The 19,970-nt window shown below is 72.0% G+C and carries 12 protein-coding genes; 3 read left to right on the top strand and 9 right to left on the bottom strand.

What is annotated here, in order from left to right; translation table 11 throughout:
• Nucleotides 1-26 precede the first annotated feature (26 nt).
• The 8 genes from AB0L37_RS08135 to AB0L37_RS08100 form a co-directional block, all read right to left on the bottom strand.
• Nucleotides 27-1,817, bottom strand: a complete 1,791-nt coding sequence (locus AB0L37_RS08135; RefSeq protein ID WP_365501601.1) for a GMC family oxidoreductase — start codon at nucleotides 1,815-1,817, stop codon at nucleotides 27-29.
• Between the two features lie 96 nt (nucleotides 1,818-1,913).
• The gene (locus tag AB0L37_RS08130) at nucleotides 1,914-3,539 is read right to left on the bottom strand and encodes a succinic semialdehyde dehydrogenase (protein WP_365501599.1); all 1,626 of its coding nucleotides are present in this window, start codon (nucleotides 3,537-3,539) and stop codon (nucleotides 1,914-1,916) included.
• Between the two features lie 146 nt (nucleotides 3,540-3,685).
• Nucleotides 3,686-5,296 carry a serine/threonine-protein kinase gene (locus AB0L37_RS08125; RefSeq protein WP_365501597.1) on the bottom strand — a complete coding sequence of 537 codons (1,611 nt, stop codon included), beginning with the start codon at nucleotides 5,294-5,296 and terminating at the stop codon, nucleotides 3,686-3,688.
• A 1-nt stretch (nucleotide 5,297) separates the two neighbouring features.
• Complete coding sequence (locus AB0L37_RS08120) at nucleotides 5,298-6,929, bottom strand: serine/threonine-protein kinase (RefSeq protein ID WP_365501595.1); 1,632 nt, start codon at nucleotides 6,927-6,929, stop codon at nucleotides 5,298-5,300.
• An 80-nt stretch (nucleotides 6,930-7,009) separates the two neighbouring features.
• Nucleotides 7,010-8,632: a protein kinase gene (locus AB0L37_RS08115; RefSeq protein WP_365501593.1), complete on the bottom strand. Its 1,623-nt coding sequence runs from the start codon at nucleotides 8,630-8,632 to the stop codon at nucleotides 7,010-7,012.
• Nucleotides 8,633-8,680: 48 nt separating this feature from the next.
• On the bottom strand, nucleotides 8,681-10,294 hold the full coding sequence (locus tag AB0L37_RS08110) for a serine/threonine-protein kinase (protein ID WP_365501591.1): 1,614 nt from the start codon (nucleotides 10,292-10,294) through the stop codon (nucleotides 8,681-8,683).
• A 134-nt stretch (nucleotides 10,295-10,428) separates the two neighbouring features.
• Nucleotides 10,429-12,705, bottom strand: a complete 2,277-nt coding sequence (locus AB0L37_RS08105; RefSeq protein WP_365501589.1) for a protein kinase — start codon at nucleotides 12,703-12,705, stop codon at nucleotides 10,429-10,431.
• 131 nt (nucleotides 12,706-12,836) lie between these two features.
• Nucleotides 12,837-14,837, bottom strand: coding sequence for a serine/threonine-protein kinase (locus tag AB0L37_RS08100; RefSeq protein ID WP_365501587.1), 2,001 nt, complete (start codon nucleotides 14,835-14,837; stop codon nucleotides 12,837-12,839).
• 136 nt (nucleotides 14,838-14,973) lie between these two features.
• Here AB0L37_RS08100 and AB0L37_RS08095 point away from each other — a divergent pair, with 136 nt between their 5' ends.
• A complete protein-coding gene (locus tag AB0L37_RS08095) occupies nucleotides 14,974-15,978 on the top strand; it encodes a serine hydrolase domain-containing protein (protein ID WP_365501585.1) in 1,005 nt (334 codons plus the stop codon).
• Nucleotides 15,979-16,094: 116 nt separating this feature from the next.
• Here the strand turns inward: AB0L37_RS08095 and AB0L37_RS08090 are convergent, their stop codons facing one another.
• Nucleotides 16,095-17,801 (bottom strand): glycerol-3-phosphate dehydrogenase/oxidase, encoded by a 1,707-nt coding sequence (locus AB0L37_RS08090; protein ID WP_365501583.1) that lies wholly within the window; start codon nucleotides 17,799-17,801, stop codon nucleotides 16,095-16,097.
• A 284-nt stretch (nucleotides 17,802-18,085) separates the two neighbouring features.
• Between AB0L37_RS08090 and AB0L37_RS08085 the strand changes: the two genes are divergently transcribed.
• On the top strand, nucleotides 18,086-19,339 hold the full coding sequence (locus AB0L37_RS08085; RefSeq protein ID WP_365501581.1) for a nucleotide sugar dehydrogenase: 1,254 nt from the start codon (nucleotides 18,086-18,088) through the stop codon (nucleotides 19,337-19,339).
• Nucleotides 19,340-19,400: 61 nt separating this feature from the next.
• Nucleotides 19,401-19,964: a hypothetical protein gene (locus AB0L37_RS08080; RefSeq protein WP_365501579.1), complete on the top strand. Its 564-nt coding sequence runs from the start codon at nucleotides 19,401-19,403 to the stop codon at nucleotides 19,962-19,964.
• Nucleotides 19,965-19,970: the final 6 nt, after the last annotated feature.

Raw genomic sequence — 19,970 nt, 5'->3', positions numbered from 1 at the left:
GGTGCGGGTCCTTCGCGTATCCGGGGCTACTTCTTGGGCGGTACCGCCGGCATGCCGAGGAACGGCAGCTTCAGCGCGCCGAACGCGTCCGCCGGGACCGCCGGGTTCTTCGGCTCGACGGGCGCGAGCCGCCGGTAGGCCTCGCCGCTCGCCGGGCGCGGGTCCTCGTCGCCCTTGTTGGGCCAGTACGACATCGCACGCTCGGCCTGCGCCGTGATGGTGAGCGACGGGTTGACGCCCAGGTTCGCGGAGACCGCGGCGCCGTCCACCACCGAGATGCCGGGGTGCCCGTAGAGCCGGTGGTAGGGGTCGATGACGCCGGTCTCGGGGCTGTCGCCGATGGCGCAGCCGCCGAGGAAGTGCGCGGTCAGCGGGGTGCCCATCAGCTCGCCGACGTTCGATCCGGCGAAGCCGTTGATCTCGGCGGCTATCGCACTCGCGCCCCGCGAAGCGGCCTTGATCTGCTTGGGGTTGGGGGCACCGTGGCCCTGTTCGGCGGTGAGCAGGCCCTTGCCGACGCCGTCCGGCTTCAGGTACGTCGTCAGCGAGTTGTCGATGGACTGCATGACGAGGCCGATGATGGTCTTCTCCGACCAGCGGCGGTTGGAGAGCGAGCGGACCATCAGGCTCGGGTGCTTCGCGACGTTCGCCAGCCAGCCCGCGACCCTCGACGAGCCTTCCGCGTACGGGACTTGGAGGATGGACATGCCGCCCATCGCGTTCGAGCCCTTGCCGTAGCGGACCGGTTCGATGTGCGTGTGCGCGTCCGGGTGGATCGAGGACGTGATGGCGACGCCCTTGGTGAAGTCGACCTTCGCCGCGCCGTGCTTCTTGCGGTAGCGCCGGTCGGTGGTCTGCGCGCCGACGAGCGCCTCGGAGTTCGTCCGGGTCAGCTCGCCCAACCTGGCCGATATGTACGGGAGTTGGCCACCCGCCTTCATCCGGTGCAGCAGCGTCTGCGTGCCGTAGGTGCCGGCCGCGACGACGACCTTGCGGGCCTTGAAGGTGCGGCCCGCGTCCTTCTTCTTGTTGTCGGTGGGCAGCGTCGCGACCGCGTAGCCGCCCTGCGAGTCGTCCGTCACCGAGACGACCGTGGTCATCGGGTGCACGACGGCGCCCGCCTTCTCGGCGAGGTACAGATAGTTCTCGTTCAGGGTGTTCTTCGCGCCGTGGCGGCAGCCCGTCATGCACTCGCCGCACTCGGTGCAGGCCTTGCGGGCGGGCCCCGCGCCGCCGAAGTACGGGTCCTCGACCTGCTCGCCCGGTCCGGCCTTCACGGTCCCGTCGGCGTCGTCGCCGTCGCCGAAGAACACGCCGACCGGCGCCATGTGGAAGGTGTCGCCGATGCCCATGGACTCGGCCGCCGCCTTCAGGTGCACGTCGGCCGGGGTCATCGTCCTGTTGAGCCGGACGCCGAGCATGCGCTCGGCCTGGTCGTAGTACGGCTTCAACTCCTCTTCCCAGTCGGTGATGTCCTTCCACTGGGGGTCCTCGAAGAACGGCTTCGGGGGCACGTAGAGGGTGTTGGCGTAGTTCAGCGAACCGCCGCCGACACCGGCGCCGGCGAGCACCATCACGTTGCCGAGCAGGTGGATGCGCTGGATGCCGTACATGCCGAGCTTCGGCGCCCAGAGGTAGTTCTTGAGGTCCCAGGAGTTCCTGGGGAGCGTGCCCGGAGCGAAACGGCGTCCCGCCTCCAGCACGCCCACCCGGTAGCCCTTCTCGGTGAGGCGCAGGGCGGATACGGCTCCGCCGAAGCCGGAGCCTATGACCAGGACGTCGTAGTCGTACGCGGAGGCGTCATCGCCCATCGCCATTGATGGTTCTCCTTGTGTGCGTGTGCGGCTGGTACGTGGCTGGTCGCGCCCCGCGGCGGAGCCGCTGATCGACACGGCCCGCGCCCCTGGCGGTGACTACTTGAGCCGGAGTCGCTTCATCACGGCCAGACTCCGCGTCATGAACTGCGCGTACTTCTCGTCGTCCATGCCGAACGACGGCGCCATCGGCATCACCCGCTGGTGCGCGACCGTCTGCGCCTCGGTGTACTTGAGGATGCCCTCGGAGCCGTGCCGGCGGCCGAGGCCCGAGTCCTTCATGCCGCCCATCGGGGCCTGGACGCTGCCGTACGCGGGCGCGTAGCCCTCGTTGATGTTCACTGTGCCGGTGCGCAGGCGGGCCGCGACCTCGTGGCCGCGCTTGGCGTCCTTCGTCCAGACCGACGAATTGAGGCCGTACGGCGTCGCGTTGGCGATGTCGACGACCTCGTCCTCGTCGGTGAACCGGTAGACGGAGACGACCGGTCCGAAGGTCTCCTCGCCGCACACCGCCATCGGCGCCTCGACGCCGTCCAGGATGGTCGGCTCGAAGAAGTACGGGCCGATGTCGGGGCGCGCGACCCCGCCCGCGACGAGCACGGCGCCCTTGGCGACGGCCTCGTCGACGTGCCGCGTCACGGTCTCCAGCTGCCGCTCGCCGACGAGCGAGCCCATGTCGGCGCCGTACGCGAGGGACTTGCCGAGCCGCATGCCCTTGGTCCGGGCGGCGAACCGCTCCAGGAACGCGTCGGCGATCGACTCGTGGACGTACAACCGCTCGATGGAGATGCACAGTTGGCCCGCGGACGAGAAGCAGGCCCGCACCGCGCCCGCGGCGGCCTTCTCCACGTCGGCGTCCTTGAGCACCAGCATGGCGTTCTTGCCGCCGAGTTCGAGCGATACGCCGACCAGGCGCGCGGCGGCGCCCTGCGCGACCTCGCGTCCGGTGCGGGTGGAGCCGGTGAAGGAGACGTAGTCGGCGTGCTTGACCAACTCGGGGCCCACGACCGGGCCTTCGCCGAGGACGACCTGGAAGACCTCGGCCGGAAGGCCCGCCTCGATGAGCAGGTCGCGGGCCCAGAGCGCCGTGAGGCAGGTCTCCGTGTCGGGCTTCATCACGACGGCGTTGCCCGCGACGAAGGCGGGGAGCGCGTCGCCGACCGACAGTTCCAGCGGGTAGTTCCACGGCGCGATCTGGCCGACGACGCCGCGCGGCTGGCGCAGCTCGGTCACCTTGGTGAGCGTCGGGACGGCGCCGGTGTGCCGCTTGGGCTTCAGGTACGCGGGGGCCTTGCGGCCGTAGTGCCGGGCCGCGACGGCGACGGCCTGCACCTCCTCGTGCGCGTGCAGGCGGGCCTTGCCGGTCTCCAGCTGGATCAGGTCGAGGACCTCGGCCTGGCGGGCGAGGACCAGGTCGTGGAAGCGCAGCAGCACGGCGGCGCGCTGCCGCACCGGCGTCTTCGCCCAGACCTCCTGGGCGGCGCGGGCCCGCTCGAACGCGGTCGCCACGTCCTCCGGCGTCGACTCGGGCAGGTCGGCCAGCTTCTCGCCGGTGAACGGCGTGTGGTTCGCCGTACGGCCCGAGCCGACGACGCCGCGCGTGAGCTGCGCGACCAGCTCCGGCGTGACCACGTCGGCGGCGGTGCGCGCACCCTCGGGGGCGGGGGCGACCGGGTTCGTGCCGGTCTTTTCCTGCGTCTGAGCCTTGGCCTGCGAGTCCGTCATGGAGGGGAGCGTATGCCGAAGAGGACACTTTCGGTACCCATCGGTAATCGGCCTTCACCGACTACACACACCGCGCCAGTGATCGCTGGCAGCAAAGCCGCTGATCAGGGGCTTTGCTGCCAGCCGGCCGGGCGCCGAACCGCCCGTCAACTCTTTTCGAGGCGGAGGCGGTCCCGGGCCCCCTTGAAGGTCGCGGTGCCCTGCTTCTCGTACTCCGCCACGCCCTTCGGCATGACCACGCCCAGGTCGTAGCGGCCCTTGGCGTCGACGACGTACAGGCGCATCTCGCGCATGACGCCGCTCTGCGTCGCGTCCGTGTACGTGATGTCGAGCTGGGCGGCGTCCTTGCCGTGGAAGCTGGTCCTCGTGACGGTGCTGTGGATGTCGCTGTAGTCGTTGGCGGCGTAGGACGCGGCCACGCTCGTCGCCCAGGCGTGCGCGGACGAGCCGCCCCGCGCCGGGGCCCAGCGCTTCAGGCTCAGCGTCACGTCGCTCTTCGGGTCGGTGTACCGCACGCCGTCCTTGGACGGGTCGTGGTAGACGTCGGTGAGGCTCTCCGGGACGGCGATGACGGCCTTGAGGTCCGTCTCGTCGTGGACGGTCCAGCCCTTGTCCGGGTCCGCCGCCCGGCCCGACGAGGCGGCGTGGAAGGTGGCCCGCAACTCCCCGCCCTGCGGCTTCCCGTCCCCGTCACCGCCCGCAAGGGACGTACCGAACCAGACCCCGCCGCCGATCAGCACGGCACCGGCCAGGACGGTGGCCGCGAGGGCGCGCCTGCTCCCGCGCTTGCCGGCCGGTACGGGCACAGCGGCGGTACCGGGCTCCGAGGGCCCGCGCCTGAGCCGTACCGTCCCCGCGTCCTCACCCGACTCCCTGACACCGGACCGGCCCTGGGCCGGGAGTTCACCGAAGGGCTCGGGCAGCGGGCGCCCGTCGACGGCCGCCGCGAGCCCCGCCTCGACGTCCGCCGCGGCCGGCCGCGCCGCCGGGTCCTTGGCGATCAGCCGGGCGATCAGCGGGGCGAGCGCCCCGGCCCGCTCGGGCGTCGGCGGATCGAAGGAGAGGATCGCGGCGAGCGTCGACTCCAGCGTCGTACGGCGGAACGGCGACCAGCCGTCCACGGCCGCGTACAGCAGAACTCCCAGGGACCACAGGTCACTTGAGGGCCCCGCGCCCTCGCCCGACATGCGCTCCGGCGCGATGCACTCCAGCGAGCCGACGAACTCGCCGCTGACCGTGAGCGACTCCTCGCCCTGGATGTGCGCGATGCCGAAGTCGGTGAGGACGACGCGGCCGTGCGGGCCGAGCAGCACGTTCGCCGGTTTCACGTCGCGGTGCACGATGCCCTTGGCGTGCGCGGCGCGCAGCGCGCCGAGGACGGCGAGACCGATCCGGGCGGCCTCCTGCGGCGCGAGCGGCCCGCGCTTGAGCGCCTCGTGCAGCGACTCGCCGCGCACCAGCTCCATCACGATCCACGGCAGTTGGTCCTCGACGACGACGTCGTGAATGGCGACCGCCGAGTGGTGCTCGACGCGGGCCGCGGCCCGCGCCTCGCGCTGCAACCGCGCGTAGGCGCGCAGTTGGGCCTCACCGTGCGGGTCGCCGGGCAGCCGGGGCTGCTTGACGGCGACGTCGCGGCCGACGAGTTCGTCGACGGCGTGCCAGACGGTGCCCATGCCGCCGGAGCCGATCCGCTCGACGAGCCGGTAGCGGCCACCGATGAGCCGGCCGCGCTCCTGTTCCCCCGTGTACGCCATCTCAGAGTGTCGCGATGTCCAGGTTGGCGATTACCGTCTTGGCGACCTCGCGGCCGCGCTCGGTGAAGTCGCCGTCGCCGGGGTACTCGATCGTGACCCGGTACATGTCACCCTTCGTGGTCTTGAAGTAGAAGACCTTCAGCTCGCGCGGCTTCGGCTCGTCGATGTCGTCCGTCTTGTACGTGACGGTGTTCTCGGCAGCGGGCTTCTCCTTGTACGTGGACTTGTCGTCCGGAGAGGTCTTGGCGCCCTCGGGCATGTCACGGCCGCTGTCGCCGTCCGCCTTGAACTTCTCGTCGTCGGCGTACATCTGGGACCGCGCCGAGTCCTTGATCTCGTGCAGCGTGTCGTCCTTCTTGCGCCGCAGTTCTACGCCGACCTTGATGGCACCGCTCCAGTCGGTGTACGTGACCCAGTCCTTGTACGTGTCCGTGTCCTCGGGCCTGCCCACCTGGTAGGTGTCGGGCACGGCCACGGTCACGCCGAGCGCGTTCTCCGGGCGCTTCTTCCAGCCGTCCGGCAGCGGCCCCGCGAACGGGTTCGCGATCACCAGGTAGGCCGCGACCGCCAGGGCGACCACCGCCGCACCAATCCCGATCAGCGCCTTGCGGCCGAGGCGGAGTCCGCCCTGCGCCGAGCCGATCCGCACGACCTGCGTGGGCTGCGGGGCCGGCGGTTCGGCGGCGCGCTCCAGGAGGGCGCGCACCTGTGCCGCGTTCGGCCGGCGGGCCGGGTCCTTCTGGAGCAGCCCGTTGATGGCCTCGGCGAGCGGGCCCTGCGCGGCGGCGGGCGCGGCCGGGGTCGCGTTCAGGACGGACTGGAGGGTCGCGGGAGTGTTGTTGCGGCGGAACGGCGAGACGCCCTCGGTGGCCGCGTACAGCACGACACCCAGCGACCAGAGGTCGGAGGCCGGGCCGGGACGCTGCCCCAGCACCCGTTCCGGGGCGATGAACTCGGGCGAGCCGACGAAGCCGCCGGTGTCGGTCAGATTCGTCTCGCCCTCGATCTGGGCGATGCCGAAGTCCGTGAGGATCACGCGGTCGTGGCGGCCCAGCATGACGTTGTCGGGCTTCACGTCCCGGTGCAGGATGCCGGCGGCGTGCGCGGCTTCCAGGGCGCCGAGCACCTGGAGGCCGATCCGGGCGGCGTCGCGCGCGCCGAGCGTGCCCTCCTGGAGCGCGTCACCGAGGGAACGTCCCTGCACGAACTCCATGACGATCCACGGCTGTCCGTCCTCGACGGCGACATCGTGGACGTTCACCACCGCCGGGTGGTCGAGCCGGGCCGCGGCGCGCGCCTCGCGCCGCATCCGCTCGAAGACGTTGGCCCGCTCCTGCGCGGGCAGGTGGTCGGGGATGCGCGGCTCCTTGACCGCGACCTCCCGGTCGACCGTCTCGTCCTTGGCCCGCCACACGGTGCCCATGCCGCCGTGCCCCAGCTTGCTCAGGAGCCGGTAGCGCCCGGCGACGAGCCGGCCCGCGCCCGGTTCGGGCTGTGTCACGACCTGCGTCGGCTGCGGGGCCTGGGCGTACGGGTTCCCCTGCTGCGGCGTGTGCGGCTGCTGCTGCGGTGGCTGCAGGCCGAAGCTGGTGGGATCGTTCGGGCCGTGGAAGGCTCCCCCGTTGTTACTCATGTCCCCATCAGTACCGTGCGGGGCGCTCCCGGTTCCACCCGGGTCACGCAGTTGTGACCGCGCTGATGCGCGCGGGCCCGTCATTCTCCCGTAGAAGCAGCGGAAGCCGCGGAAGCCCCGAACGTGTCGAGCGCGGTGTCGAAGTACGCGCGCGCCTCACCGGTCCGCCCGACGGGGGCCGACACCCATACGTCGTAGAGCCTGCCGTCCTCCTCCCAGCACAGGTCGACGGTGTGCCGGGCGCCTTCGGCCGCGCTGAACCCGTTCCAGGTGAACTCCCACAGCGCCGCCCGCTGCCCGTTGTGCGAGGTGTCGGTGACCTTGCCCGCGCGGTAACCGGGGTTGGACGTCGGCCCCTTGGCGTCGGCCCGCCGCTGCACCTCGCCGGGCCCGCCGCTCTCCGCCCGCGACACCCTGATGCCGATACGGAAGGTCTTGCCGGGTGACATGTAGAAGATCCGCGGCCCGTCGGGCGAGCGCGTGAACCCCTTCGGCACGGCGAGCCGGAACCCCGCGCTGTCCTCGGCCATCCGGTACCCGGCGGGGACCGGGGCGCGCGCCGTCTCGGTCCGTGTCTGCTGCTCGGTGACGGTCACGGTCGGGGTGGGCGAGGCGGACGGGGTACGGGACGGGGACGACGGGGCGGTCGAACTCACCGGCGTCCCGGGCGGGTTGTCCTCCCGCCCGGAGATCAGCACGGCCGCCGAGATCCCGGCCCCGGCGACCGCCGCGACCAGCGCGGCCGCGATCAGGAGCACCCGCGTCGACGGCCTACGAGGGGCGGCCGGCTTCGCGGGCACGTCGCGCTGCGTCGGCGTGTAGGGCGCATGCGCCGCGAACGGGCCGTGCGGGACGGCGGGTTGCGGGGTCGCGCCCGTCGCGACGTACGCGCGCAGCAGCCGCTCGGCCTCGTCGACGCCCATCCGCCGCGCGGGCTCCCGCTCCAGAAGGCCCCGGATGACGGGCAGCAGCGGCGCGGCCTCCTGCGGCGGGTGTATCTCCTCGTAGACGACGGCGTGCAGAATCCCGCCCAACGAGTCGCGGCGGAACGGGGATTCGCCGGCCAGCGCGGCACACAGCAGCCCGCCGAGCGACCACAGGTCGGCCCCCGCGCCGGCCCGCTCGCCCGCCATCCGCTCGGGCGCCGTGTACTCCGGCGAGCCGACGAAGCCGCCGGTCTCGGTGAGCGTCGTCGCGCCCTCTACCTGCGCGATCCCGAAATCGGTGAGGACGACGCGCCCGGTGCCGTCCTCCATCAGGACGTTCGCGGGCTTGAGGTCGCGGTGCAGCACCCCTGCGGCGTGTGCGACGCGCAGCGCGCCGAGCAGCGCGAGCCCGACCTTGGCGGCCGTCAGCGGGTCGACGGGCCCGTCGCGCGCGATCACGTCCGCGAGGGAGCCGCCGCGCACCAGGTCCATGACGATGTACGGGTGTTCGTCGTGCACCACGATGTCGTGCACGACGATGATGTTCGGGTGCCGCAGCTGGGCGACGGCCCGCGCCTCGCGCAGCATCCGCTCGCGCTGCTGGCGCGCCTCGTCGGCGGAGAGGGTCTCGTCGACGGCGAGTTCCTTGACGGCGACCTGCCGTCCGAGCAGCGTGTCGGCGGCCCGCCAGACGACCCCCATGCCGCCCCGCCCGATCCTGGCCTCCAGCCGATAACGCCCGGCGATCACCCGGACGTTGCCCCCCTCGGTCCCCATGCGCCCCATCATGCCGCACGCCCCCGGACCGGGACGGTCACCTTCCGGTCAGCCCGCCGGCGGCTGCCAGCCGCGCTTGATCGCGTCGAACTGCTGGCGCGCGGCCGGCCACTGGGCCTCGGGCACCGACAGATAGATGGCGTACTCCGTGCCGCTCTCGTCCCGGTACGTCTGCTCGATGGCGTGCCGGGGCCCGGACGTCGTGTCCTTGTTCCCGGCGGTCCAGGTGAACTCCCACTGCGAACCGGGCCGGTCCCGGAAGGTGTTGGACTGCAGTTGCACCCGCTGGTAGTCCGGCAGCTTGCCCTGGACGCCCTTCTCCAGGTCGAGCTGGTGCTGGTACGAGTCCTGCCAGTCGGACTGTCTGTCGATGGCGATGCGCACGAAGCGCTGCCCGCCGTCGGGCGTGTAGTCGATCTGCGAGCCGTTCTGCTCCCGCTTCCAGCCGGGCGGCAGCATCAGGCTGAACCCCTCGACGTCGGTGACCCGCACCCAGTCGTCGGGGATGGCACCGGCGACGGGCGCGGTGGTCTTCCCCGCGCCGCCGTTCTCCCCACTCTCCCCACTCTCCCCGCTCCCCCTGCCCCCGTCCTTGCCGCCGACGTCCTGCCGGGCGGAGGAGTCCCCGTCGCCCTGGTGGTCGAGGTAGTACACGGCGCCGAACGCGCCCCCGCCGCCCACGAGCAGCGCGGCGAGCACCGTCCCGGCCACCCGGGGCCATATTCGGCGGCGCGGGGCGCTCACCCCCGTCGGCACGGTGTGCGAGGACGGCGGCGGAGCGGGCGACACGGCCGTCGGCGTCGCCCCGTGCACCTGCGTCGGCACATACGCCTGCGCCGCGCTGGACCGCCGCCCCTCGGCCGCCTCCGCGAGCATGGCCTCGGCCTCGTCGGCGGTGGGCCTGGCGCCGGGTTCCTTGCGCAGCAGCGCGCTGATGACGGGCGCCAGCACCCCCGCGTACTCGGGGACCTCGGGCTCCTCCTCGATCACGGCCTGCATCGTGCTGATCGGCGAGGTCCGGCGGAACGGGGAGCGCCCCTCGACGGCCGTGTACAGGGTCGCGCCCAGCGCCCACAGGTCGGAGGCGGGTCCGGGTTCGGCGCCGCTGACCCGCTCGGGGGCCAGATAGTCGACGGACCCGACGATCTCGCCGGTCCGCGTGATGGTGGAGTCGCCCTCCACCTGCGCGATCCCGAAGTCGGTCAGCTTGACGCGCCCGTCGCGTGCGAGCAGCACGTTCCCCGGCTTCACATCGCGGTGCAGCACCCCGGCGGTGTGGGCGGCGCGCAGCGCTCGTAGCGTCCACAGCCCGATCCTGGCGGCCTCGGCGGGCACGATACGTCCGTGCTCCTTCACGGCGTCGGCCAGCGAAGGGCCCTCGACCAGCTCCATGACGATCCACGGCCGGTCATCGTGTTCGAGCACGTCGTGCACGGTCACGACAGCGGGGTGATTGATCCGGGCGGCGGCCCGCGCCTCCGTCTGCGTCCGGGCGAGCAGCACCGCACGATCGGCCTCCGCCACCCACTGGGCCGCGGTCAGCTCCTTGACGGCGACGACCCGGTGGAGCACCTCGTCGTGCGCCCGCCACACCCGGCCCATGCCGCCGCGCCCGATCGACTCGCCGAGCCGGTAGCGGCCCGCGAGCAGCTGGCCCTGCATCTGATTCACGTTACCCCGCAATGGTCTTGACAGGGTCACACTAGGGAGCAGGGCCCACCCGGGGAACACGCGGGGGCCTACGGAGACAGCACTGTGACGCTTGTCGCGCCCGCCCGCTCAGGCCCCGGGCCGCCTCAACCCCCGTACCGATACGTGTCGGAGGCCTGCTCGAACAGCCGCGACACCTCGTCCCGCTCCGCCTCGGGACCGCGCACCTGCACCACGTGGTACTTGCCGCCGACGACCATGGCGAGATTGCGCACGAACACCTCGCGCCCGTCGCCGCCCTGCCACGTGAACTGGCCCTCGGCCATGGGCCTTCCGCCGACGTCGATGCTCTTCATGCCGCTCGACGTGGCCCACGTGGAGTCGCGGAACGGCTGCAACTCGCGCTCGTCCTCCCGCTGGTACTTCATCGGGTCGCTGCCGTACGAGGCGGTGGAGTCCCGCCCCGGCACGACGAGCAGCTCGAAGTCGCCGTGGGTGTACAGGACCTGCCCGCGCCCGTTCTTCCCCTGCCGGTCCCAGCCCTTGGCGACGGCGACCTGGAACCCCTCGGGGTCCTTGCGCAGGGTGAACCCGGCGGCGACGTCCGACTGGGGTTGTGTGGTGGACGGCTTGGAACTGCTGCGCCCCTCGGGCGACTTGGAGGCCCGCTTCGACGGAGCCCCGGACGAAGGAGTGGCGGAGGTTTCCGGTGCCCCGCCCACGGAGTTGGCGTTCTCCCGCGCCGCGCCCCCGGTCCCCGCCCCGCTGCTGCCGGCCTTCGGCATGAACACCATCGCGTACGCCACCGCTCCGGCGAGCCCGAGCAGCACCAGGACGACCAGCCACCGCCCGAGCGCCCGCGGCTTGCGCCCCGGGGCCTCCCGCCGCACCGGCCGCTCGCGCCGCTCACGCACCGGCGGCTCGACACGGCCGCGCTTGTGCTTGTGCCGCGCGTGCCGGGTGGTCGCGGGAACCCGTCCCCGCCGCTTGCGGACGAGCTCGCCCCGACGCCGTACGACAGGGAGCCGGGCGGCGTCGAAGGGAGGCGCGGGCACGACGTTCATCCCGGCCTCGGGTTCGGGCGCCGACCGCACCAACGACCGCAGCCAGCCCCGCAGTTCCTCGAAGTCGAGCCGCTCGGTGGGGTCCTGCCGCAGCAGCGACTCGACGACGGGCCGCAGCGGCCCGCACTCCTCGGCGAACGCGGGCGGCTCGGCGCACACCATCTGCACGAGGTCCGGGGTGGACTCCTCCGGATACGGGGCATGCCCCTGCACGGCGCGGAAGAGCAGCGCGCCGAGGGCCCACAGATCGGTGGCGGGCCCGACGGGAGCGGCCAACTGCCAGCTCTCCTGCACGGGATACGCCTGCTCGGGCGCCCACCGCTCGGTGACGGGCCCCACCACAGTCATCCGAACCTGCCGAGCCCGCTCGGCAAGAAGCCCCCCTTGACCGGCCCCGGCCAGCACATTTCCAGCCCCGGCCAGCGCATTCTCAGCCCCTCCGGCGTTTGAGGAGCGGGGCCCGGGGCGGAGCCCCGAGACCTCAGCGCTGTCACCGGGTGCGGACGCATCATCCCCAGGTATCAACTCATGCCACCGAGCAGGCTGCACACCCCCGGCCCCCACACCTCCAGCCCCCCGAACCCCGTACGGATCATCGATCCGCCCCACCGCGGCCCGCGCCCCCGCGCGATACGCCGCGATCGCCCCGGCCCGGGCCGCCCGGTAGTCCCCGGGCTCGGGGGCCGCAGCAGGCGCAGGCACCACAGGAGCACCCCGAGGCGCAGGCTCGGGCTCGGGCGCGCCCCCCGCACCCTCGGAAGACTCCGCACGGGGCCGCGGGTCGTACCCGCACAACGCCTCCTCCGCCGCCCCCGCGGCCAGCCCCGTCAGCACCACCCGCCCGTCGTCACAGACGAGCACGGTCCGCGCGGTGATGTTCCGGTGCACCCACCCATGTGCGTGCAGCGCCCGCAGCGCGGTCACCACATCCGAGGCGACCTCGGCGGCCCGGTACGGGCTCAACGGCCCCTCGGAGAGCAGCGCCGCCAGCGGCCGCGCGGCCACGACCTCGCTGACGATCCACAGGGACCCGCCCTCGGCGAACACGTCGAAGACCTGGTCGAGCCGTGGGTGGTCGGGTATCTGGGCGGCGGCCTGCGCGGCCTCGATGGCCCGCGCGACAGCGGGCTCGGCGGACGCCCGCACGGCGGAGCCCCCGGGCCTGAACCCCTCCGGCAGCCCGTCCGCGTCGAGCACTTCGGCCTCGACGACCTCCGGCAACGGCACCTGCCGGACGAGGACTTCCTGCCCGCTGTAGGTGTCGAAGGCCCGGGTCTCGGCGGCGAACTCGTAGGCGTCGGAAGGCAGCAGGGGAAGGCGGTAACGATCGGCGAGCACCCGCCCCGCATACTCGTCCACAACGCCCCCTACCCGGTCCGGCGGTCAATTCCGTTCGTAATGTGCCCCGTTGAGCAAACTGACGCACTCCGATGCGCACGGTTGCGTACGGTTCGCAAGCACTCACGATACGTGCCGAACACCGCTCAGGTTCAGGACTTGGGCGTGAACGTCTTCGTGAACGTCTTCCAGGTCGACTTGCGCAGCGTGCCGCCCCAGTCACCGTCCTTCGCGGTGTACATCAGCCCGTACCCCAGCGAGCCGTTCACCACGAACCCCCGGTCTATGGAGCGCCACTTGGTGCCCCCGTCGACGTAGGTGAACTCCCAGTCGGCCGTGTTCCAGCCGCGGTATTCCACCCCGGCTATCCGTATCCGGTCGTACTGCGAGCGCCGCATGTACTGCTCCTGGCTGCGCCAGTCGGCCACCGGGTCGGACTTGGGCGTGGTGGTCCAACCGACCAGCAGCTTCTGCCCGTTCGGACCGGTGAAGCGGGCGCCGGCCGCGCTGGTGGACCCGTACTTCCACCCCTTGGGCAGCCCGATGCTGAACCCCTGGGAGTGCTTGTACGTGCGTACGGCGGTGGACCCGGACCCGAGGTCGGAGCCCTTCCCGTCACTGCTGGGCGAGGCCCCCTGCCCCGGCTCGGACGAGGCACTCGGCGACGGGCTGGGACTCGCCTTGCCCTCGCCCTTGTTCTTGTCCTTGTCCTTCTCACCGGAGTCGGACCCGGACCCGGCGGACGAGGCGGCGGACTTGTCGGCCCCCGCCCCCTCGGAACCCTTGGAGCCCTTGTCGTCCCCACCGCTGAGGGCGACGGCCAGAATGGTGCCCAGCAACGCCAGCACCACCACGATCGCCGCGATCACCAGCGTGCGGCGCGGCACCACGTCCGTGATCGAGGCGCGGCCGGCCCCCGGAGCGCGCGGCGGCGTCCCCGGCTGCGCGGGGATCCGCGCGGTCGAGGCCGCGGGCCCGGCGGGCGCGGTGGCCCCGGTCTCGGCGGTCTTCTCGCGGGTCGCGGTGGCGGCGGCAGCGGCCTTGCGTACGGACTTCAGGGCGCCGCGCAGCTTCTCCGCGGCCTCCTCGCCCTTGGCAGAGACACTCGCGGCACCGGCGGCAGCGGCCGAACTCCCCTTGCCGGGGCGCTTCTTGAGCAGCGAGGTGGCGGGCTCCGGCACGGGCGGCAGCGGCACGACCTTCGTCGCGTCGACCGGCTCAGGCTGGGGCGCGGCCTTCGGCTCCGGCGCGTGGATGACGTCGTTGAGCAGCACCCGCGCGCCGGCGTCGTCGAGCCGCTGGTCGGGGTCCTTGGCGAGCAGCCCGTAGATCACGGGCTCCAGCGGCCCCGCGTTCTTGGGCGGATCGACCGGCTCGGTCATCACGGCGGTCAGCGTGGCGATCGCCGACCCCTTGTCGTACGGGGGCACGCCCTCCACGGCCGCGTACAGCAGACCGCCGAGCGACCACAGGTCGGCGGCGGGTCCTGGCTTGTGCCCGCGGGCCCGCTCGGGCGAGATGTACGAGGGAGCGCCGACGAGCATCCCCGTGGACGTGATGGAGGGGTCGCCCTCGACCTGCGCGATACCGAAGTCCGTCAGTACGACGCGCCCGTCCTCGGCGATCAGCACATTGGACGGCTTCACGTCGCGGTGCAGGATGCCCTCGCGGTGCGCGGAGCGCAGCACGTCGAGGACGGCGAGTCCGACCTCGGCGGCCCGGCGGGGTTCGAGCAGCCCGTCCTCACGGATGGCCTCGGCGAGGGACTTGCCCTCGACGAGCTCCATGACGATCCACGGCCTGTCGTCCTCGTCGACGACGTCGAAGACGGTCACGGCGCCGTTGTTGCGGATCCGCGCGATCGCCTTGGCCTCGCGCAGCGTCCGCGTGATCAGGCGCCGCTTCTCCTCCTCGTCGATGCTCGACGGGAAGCGCAGTTCCTTGACGGCGACCGTACGGCCGAGCGTCTCGTCCTTGGCGCGCCACACGGTGCCCATGCCGCCGCGGCCGAGGACCTCGCCGAGGCGGTAGCGCCCCGCGAGCAGCCGGCCATTGGTGTCCTGAACGGGAGCCTCCGATACGTCCTGAACGGAAGAGTCCTGACGAGCGCTCTTGTCCTGACGGGCCTCGCCCGCCCGCTCCGCCTCCGACATGCTTCCCCTCTGCAACCCGCCCTGACAGAGCATTCATTGTCCCTCACGCGGCGATCGCCCGACGCCCAGGGTCGCCCCTCGGACACCTCGTCCAGGAACGTCCCGCATGATGGACCGCACCTGTGAAGGGACCGTCATGCCCGCACTCCGGACACTCCTGGCCATACCTCTGGCCGCGGTCCTTCTGTGCGTGAATCCGGGCAGTGCGCCCCGCGTCGAACCATCCGCGGAGGTCACTCTTCCGCTGCTCGTCACCGAGGGCAAGGCCCCGTCGGCCGCGCTCCTGGTCACCGAGGGCACGGCCGCCCGTTTCGCCACCACGGACCCCGCCCTCACCCGCGCCGATCATGTCCGCGCGGGCAGCATCACCAAGACGTTCATCGCGACGGTGATCCTTCAACTGGCAGCGGAGAACCGTCTGAACCTGGCGGCACCGGTCACCACCTACCTCCCCTCCTACCCGCCCCTCCGCGACCTCACGGTCCGCTCGCTGCTCACCCAGACCAGCGGCCTCTACGACTTCACGTCGACGACCGGAGGAGAGATCCCTCTCACTCCCGCGGCGGTGGCAGCCCTCGCCACCGCCCGTGCCCGCCCCACCCCTCCCGGCAGGTACCACTACTCGAACACCAACTACGTGCTCCTCGGCATGATCATCCGTCAGGTCACGGGCCGGTCCTACGCGTCCGAAGCCCGCCGCCGCATCATCACGCCGCTGCACCTCACCGACACCGCGTTCCCCGGCACCCGGAGATCAGTCCCCGCCCCGCACGGCCCCGACGCCGTCCGCCTGAACCCGCGCACGGCCGGCGCCTCCGGCGAACTGATCTCGACCCTCCCCGACCTGAACCGCTTCTACCAGGCCCTCCTGAAAGGACGCCTCCTCCCTCACCGAGCGCTCTCCGCCATGCTCAACACCCGCCCCGCACAAGGCCGCTACGGCATGGCCCTGATCCCGGAGCGGCTCTCCTGCGGCCTCACGGTCTGGGGCCACAACGGCCGCATGGCGCACACGTACATCCGCACGGCCACGACGCCGGACGGCTCCAGAGTCCTGACGTACCGAGCGACGACGTCATCCCTGACAAACAGCACACAACTGGAACACCGCCTACTGAACGCGGAGTTCTGCCAGCCCTGAGATGCCGCACGCAGTGCGCATCTCAGGGGCGCGGGGAACTGCGCGACCAGCCACGACGCAGGCCGCACTCGCCGAACGAGCCCACCAAGCCACGGCGACCAGGCGAACCCGCACACCTACAACGGCACGATGTCCGGCGCCCCCAACCGAGCCGCGTCAGCCGTGAGGTCGTCGGGCTGCAACTGAGACTCCCGCTCGGCCTCGACGCGCTTCTCGTAGTGCTCGACCTCCCGCTCCACCTGATCCTTGTCCCACCCCAGAACGGGCGCCATCAACTCGGCGGCCTCCCGGGCCGACCGCGTCCCCCGGTCGAACGTCTCGATCGAGATCCGCGTCCGCCGGGTCAGCACATCGTCAAGATGCCGGGCCCCTTCATGCGAGGCGGCGTACACGACCTCGGCGCGCAGATAGTCGTCGGCCCCGCCGAGCGGAGCGCCGAGCCCGGGATCGGCGGCGACGAGTTCGAGGACCTCCTCGGCCAGTGCCCCGTACCGGTTGAGCAGATGCTCGACCCGCACCACATGCAGCCCGGTCCGCGCGGCGATCCGGGCCCGCGTGTTCCACAGCGCCCGGTACCCCTCGGCCCCGGCCAGCGGCACGTCCTCGGTGACGCACTCGGCGACCCGCTGGTCGAGCCCGTGCACGGCCTCGTCGACGGCGTCCTTCGCCATGACCCGGTACGTCGTGTACTTGCCGCCGGCGACGACGACGAGCCCCGGCACGGGGTGCGCCACGGTGTGCTCCCGCGACAGCTTGCTGGTGGCGTCGGACTCCCCGGCGAGCAGCGGCCGCAAACCGGCATAGACGCCCTGCACGTCGTCCCGCGAAAGGGGCACGCCGAGCACGGAGTTGACGTGCTCCAGCAGATAGTCGATATCGGCACTGGACGCGGCGGGATGCGCTTTGTCGAGGTCCCAGTCCGTGTCGGTCGTCCCCACGATCCAGTGCCGCCCCCACGGGATCACGAACAGCACACTCTTCTCGGTCCGCAGAATGAGCCCGGTCGTCGAGTTGATCCGATCCTTGGGGACCACCAGATGGATCCCCTTGGAAGCCCGTACGTGGAACTGCCCGCGCTCCCCGACCATGGCCTGCGTGTCGTCGGTCCACACCCCGGTCGCGTTCACGACCTGCTTGGCGCGGACCTCGTACTCGCCGCCGCCTTCCACGTCCTGCACCCGCGCCCCGACGACCCGCTCGCCCTCGCGCAGGAACCCGGTGACCCGCGCCCGGTTGGCGACCTGGGCCCCGTACATGGCGGCGGTGCGCACGAGCGTGGCGACGTAGCGCGCGTCGTCCATCTGCGCGTCGTAGTACTGGAGGGCGCCCACCAGCGCGTCCCGCTTCAGGCAGGGGGCGACGCGCAGCGCGTGCTTGCGGGACAGGTGCCGGTGCGTCGGCAGGCCGCGCCCGTGCCCGCGCGCCATGGACATCGCGTCGTACAGGGCGACGCCCGATCCGGCGTACAGCCGCTCCCAGCCCTTGTGCTGCAAGGGGTACAGGAACGGCACGGGCTTCACGAGGTGCGGGGCGAGCCGTTCGAGGAGCAGCCCGCGCTCCTTCAGGGCTTCCCGTACGAGCGCGAAGTCCAGCATCTCCAGGTACCTGAGTCCGCCGTGGATCAGCTTGCTGGAGCGGCTCGACGTGCCGGAGGCCCAGTCGCGCGCCTCGACGAGCCCGGTGGCGAGTCCTCGGGTGGCCGCGTCGAGCGCGGTGCCCGCGCCGACCACCCCGGCGCCCACGACGAGAATGTCCAGCTCGCGCTCCGCCATGGCCGCCAGGGCCTGTGCGCGCTGCTCGGGTCCCAGTGTCGCTGCCTTCACTGCTGCCTCCCGCTGTCGTCGGCGTCGGCCTCACCCGTCAGACGTACCCGGGCTCACAGAGCGCAAGCCGCACGCCCCATGTCCCGATTGTGACGGCCCGGCCCCGTTCCAGCCACAGACGGAGCGGGGACAACACTCCACAACTCACACCAAACCAATCCGGCATATCGGTCATATTTACTCCTAACCTGACAGGACGCTCGCTCGTTCTGTCCACCGGGCTTGCGTACTCGTCCCGCTCCGGTTAGCCCCGGAACCGCCTCCCGGGAAGGACGGCAACCGCCATGCCCGCAGATCTCGCCGTCGTCGGCCTCGGCCACCTCGGCCTGCCCCTCGCCCAGGCCGCCGTGTCCGCAAGGATCGCGACCGTCGGCCACGATCCGGCCCGCGCCCAGGACCTCGCGGCGGGCCGGCTCCCGTGCGACGCCGACGGCGCGGCCCTGACCGCCGCCGACGTCCGCCGCATGCTGGCCACCGGCTTCCGCCCCACCGCCAACCCCGCCGAACTCGCCCGCGTCCGCACCGCCGTGATCTGCGCCCCCACACCCCCGGGCCCGGACGGCACCCCCACCCTCACCCCGGTGATCGACGCGACCCGCACCCTCGCGGCCCATCTCCGCCCGCACACCACGGTGATCATCGAGTCCCCGGTCCCGCCCGGCACCACGGAGACGGCGCTGCTCCCCCTCCTCGAAGAGGGCTCGGGCCTGCGCGCGGGACGCGACTTCCACCTGGCCCACTCCCCCGGCCGCGTCGACCCCGGCAACCGCGCGCACCCGTACTCCGCGACCCCCAAGGTCATCGGCGGCTACACCTCGGCCTGCACCGAGTCGGCGGCGACCTTCTACAGCCGCCTGACCGACAAGGTCGTACGGGCCCGGGGCCTGCGCGAGGCGGAGACGGTCCACCTCCTGGAGACCAACTACCGCCACGTCAACATCGCCCTGGTCAACGAGATGGCCGTGCTCTGCCACGACCTGGGCGTCGACCTCTGGGACGTCATCCGCTGCGCCGAGACCAAGCCCTTCGGCTTCCAGGCGTTCCGCCCGGGCCCCGGAGTCGGCGGCCACGCGCTCCCCCAGGACCTCACGAGCCCCCACGTCCCCACGCGCCCCCTGCGCATGGTGGAACTGGCCCGCCAGGTCAACAACCACATGCCGGGATACGTCGTCCAGCGCGCGGCCACGCTCCTCAACGAGCACGGCAAGTCCGCCCGCGGCGCCCGCGTCCTCCTCCTCGGCATCACCTACAAGCCGGACCTCGCCGACCAACAGGCCGCCCCCGCCGACGAGATCGCGACCCGCCTCATGCAACTCGGCGCGGCCGTCAGCTACCACGACCCGCTCATCCCGTCCTGGAAAGTCCTGGAGCGCCCCGTCCCGCGCGCCGACTCCCTCTACGAGGCCGCGGCCGACGCCGACCTGACGATCCTGCTCCAGCACCACCGCACGTACGACCTCCAGGGCCTGGCCGTAAAGGCTCAACTCCTGCTGGACACCAGGGGTGCGACTCCGGTAGGAGCGGCCCACCGTCTCTGACTGCTACTGTGCGGCCCCTCTGCGCACACACGTGCCACCGTTCACACCCCAGGGGGACAGCATGACCCAGCCGCCGCAGCCACAGGACAACAACCCGTACGCACAGGAGCAGCCCCCGCAGCCCGGCTACGGCTACCCGCAGCAGCAGCCGCCCCAGCCGTACGCCCCGTTCCCGCAGCAGCAGGGCGGCGCCCCGATGGGCTTCCCGCCGCCCGCCGCCCGTAGCGGGAACCTGGGCCTCGGCATCCTGGCCGGTTTCGTGACGATGCTGGTCGTCGCCGGCGCCTACGGCGGCATCATCGGGGCGACCGAGCACGAGATCGGTTACGCGGCTGTCGGCGTCGGCTTCCTCGTGGGCCTGGTGACCGGCAAGGTCGGCGGCAACAACCCGGTGACGCTCGGCGTCAGCGTCGTCTTCTCGCTGATAGGCGTCTACTTCGGCCAGCTGCTCGGCGAGGCCATCATCGGCGCCAAGCAGCTGCCGGTCTCGGTCACCGATCTGTTCCTCGACCACTTCAGCCTGCTGAACGAGGCGTGGAAGGCCGACTCGGACTTCATCAGCTACCTGTTCTTCGTCATCGCGGCCATCGCCTCGGTCGGCGCGGCGCGCAAGGCGAGCGCGTAACTCCCG

Source organism: Streptomyces sp. NPDC052225, from assembly GCF_040679615.1.
In the GTDB taxonomy this organism is placed as follows: domain Bacteria; phylum Actinomycetota; class Actinomycetes; order Streptomycetales; family Streptomycetaceae; genus Streptomyces.
Note: the sequence above shows the minus strand (reverse complement) of the source record. Positions and strands in the feature narration are given on the sequence as shown.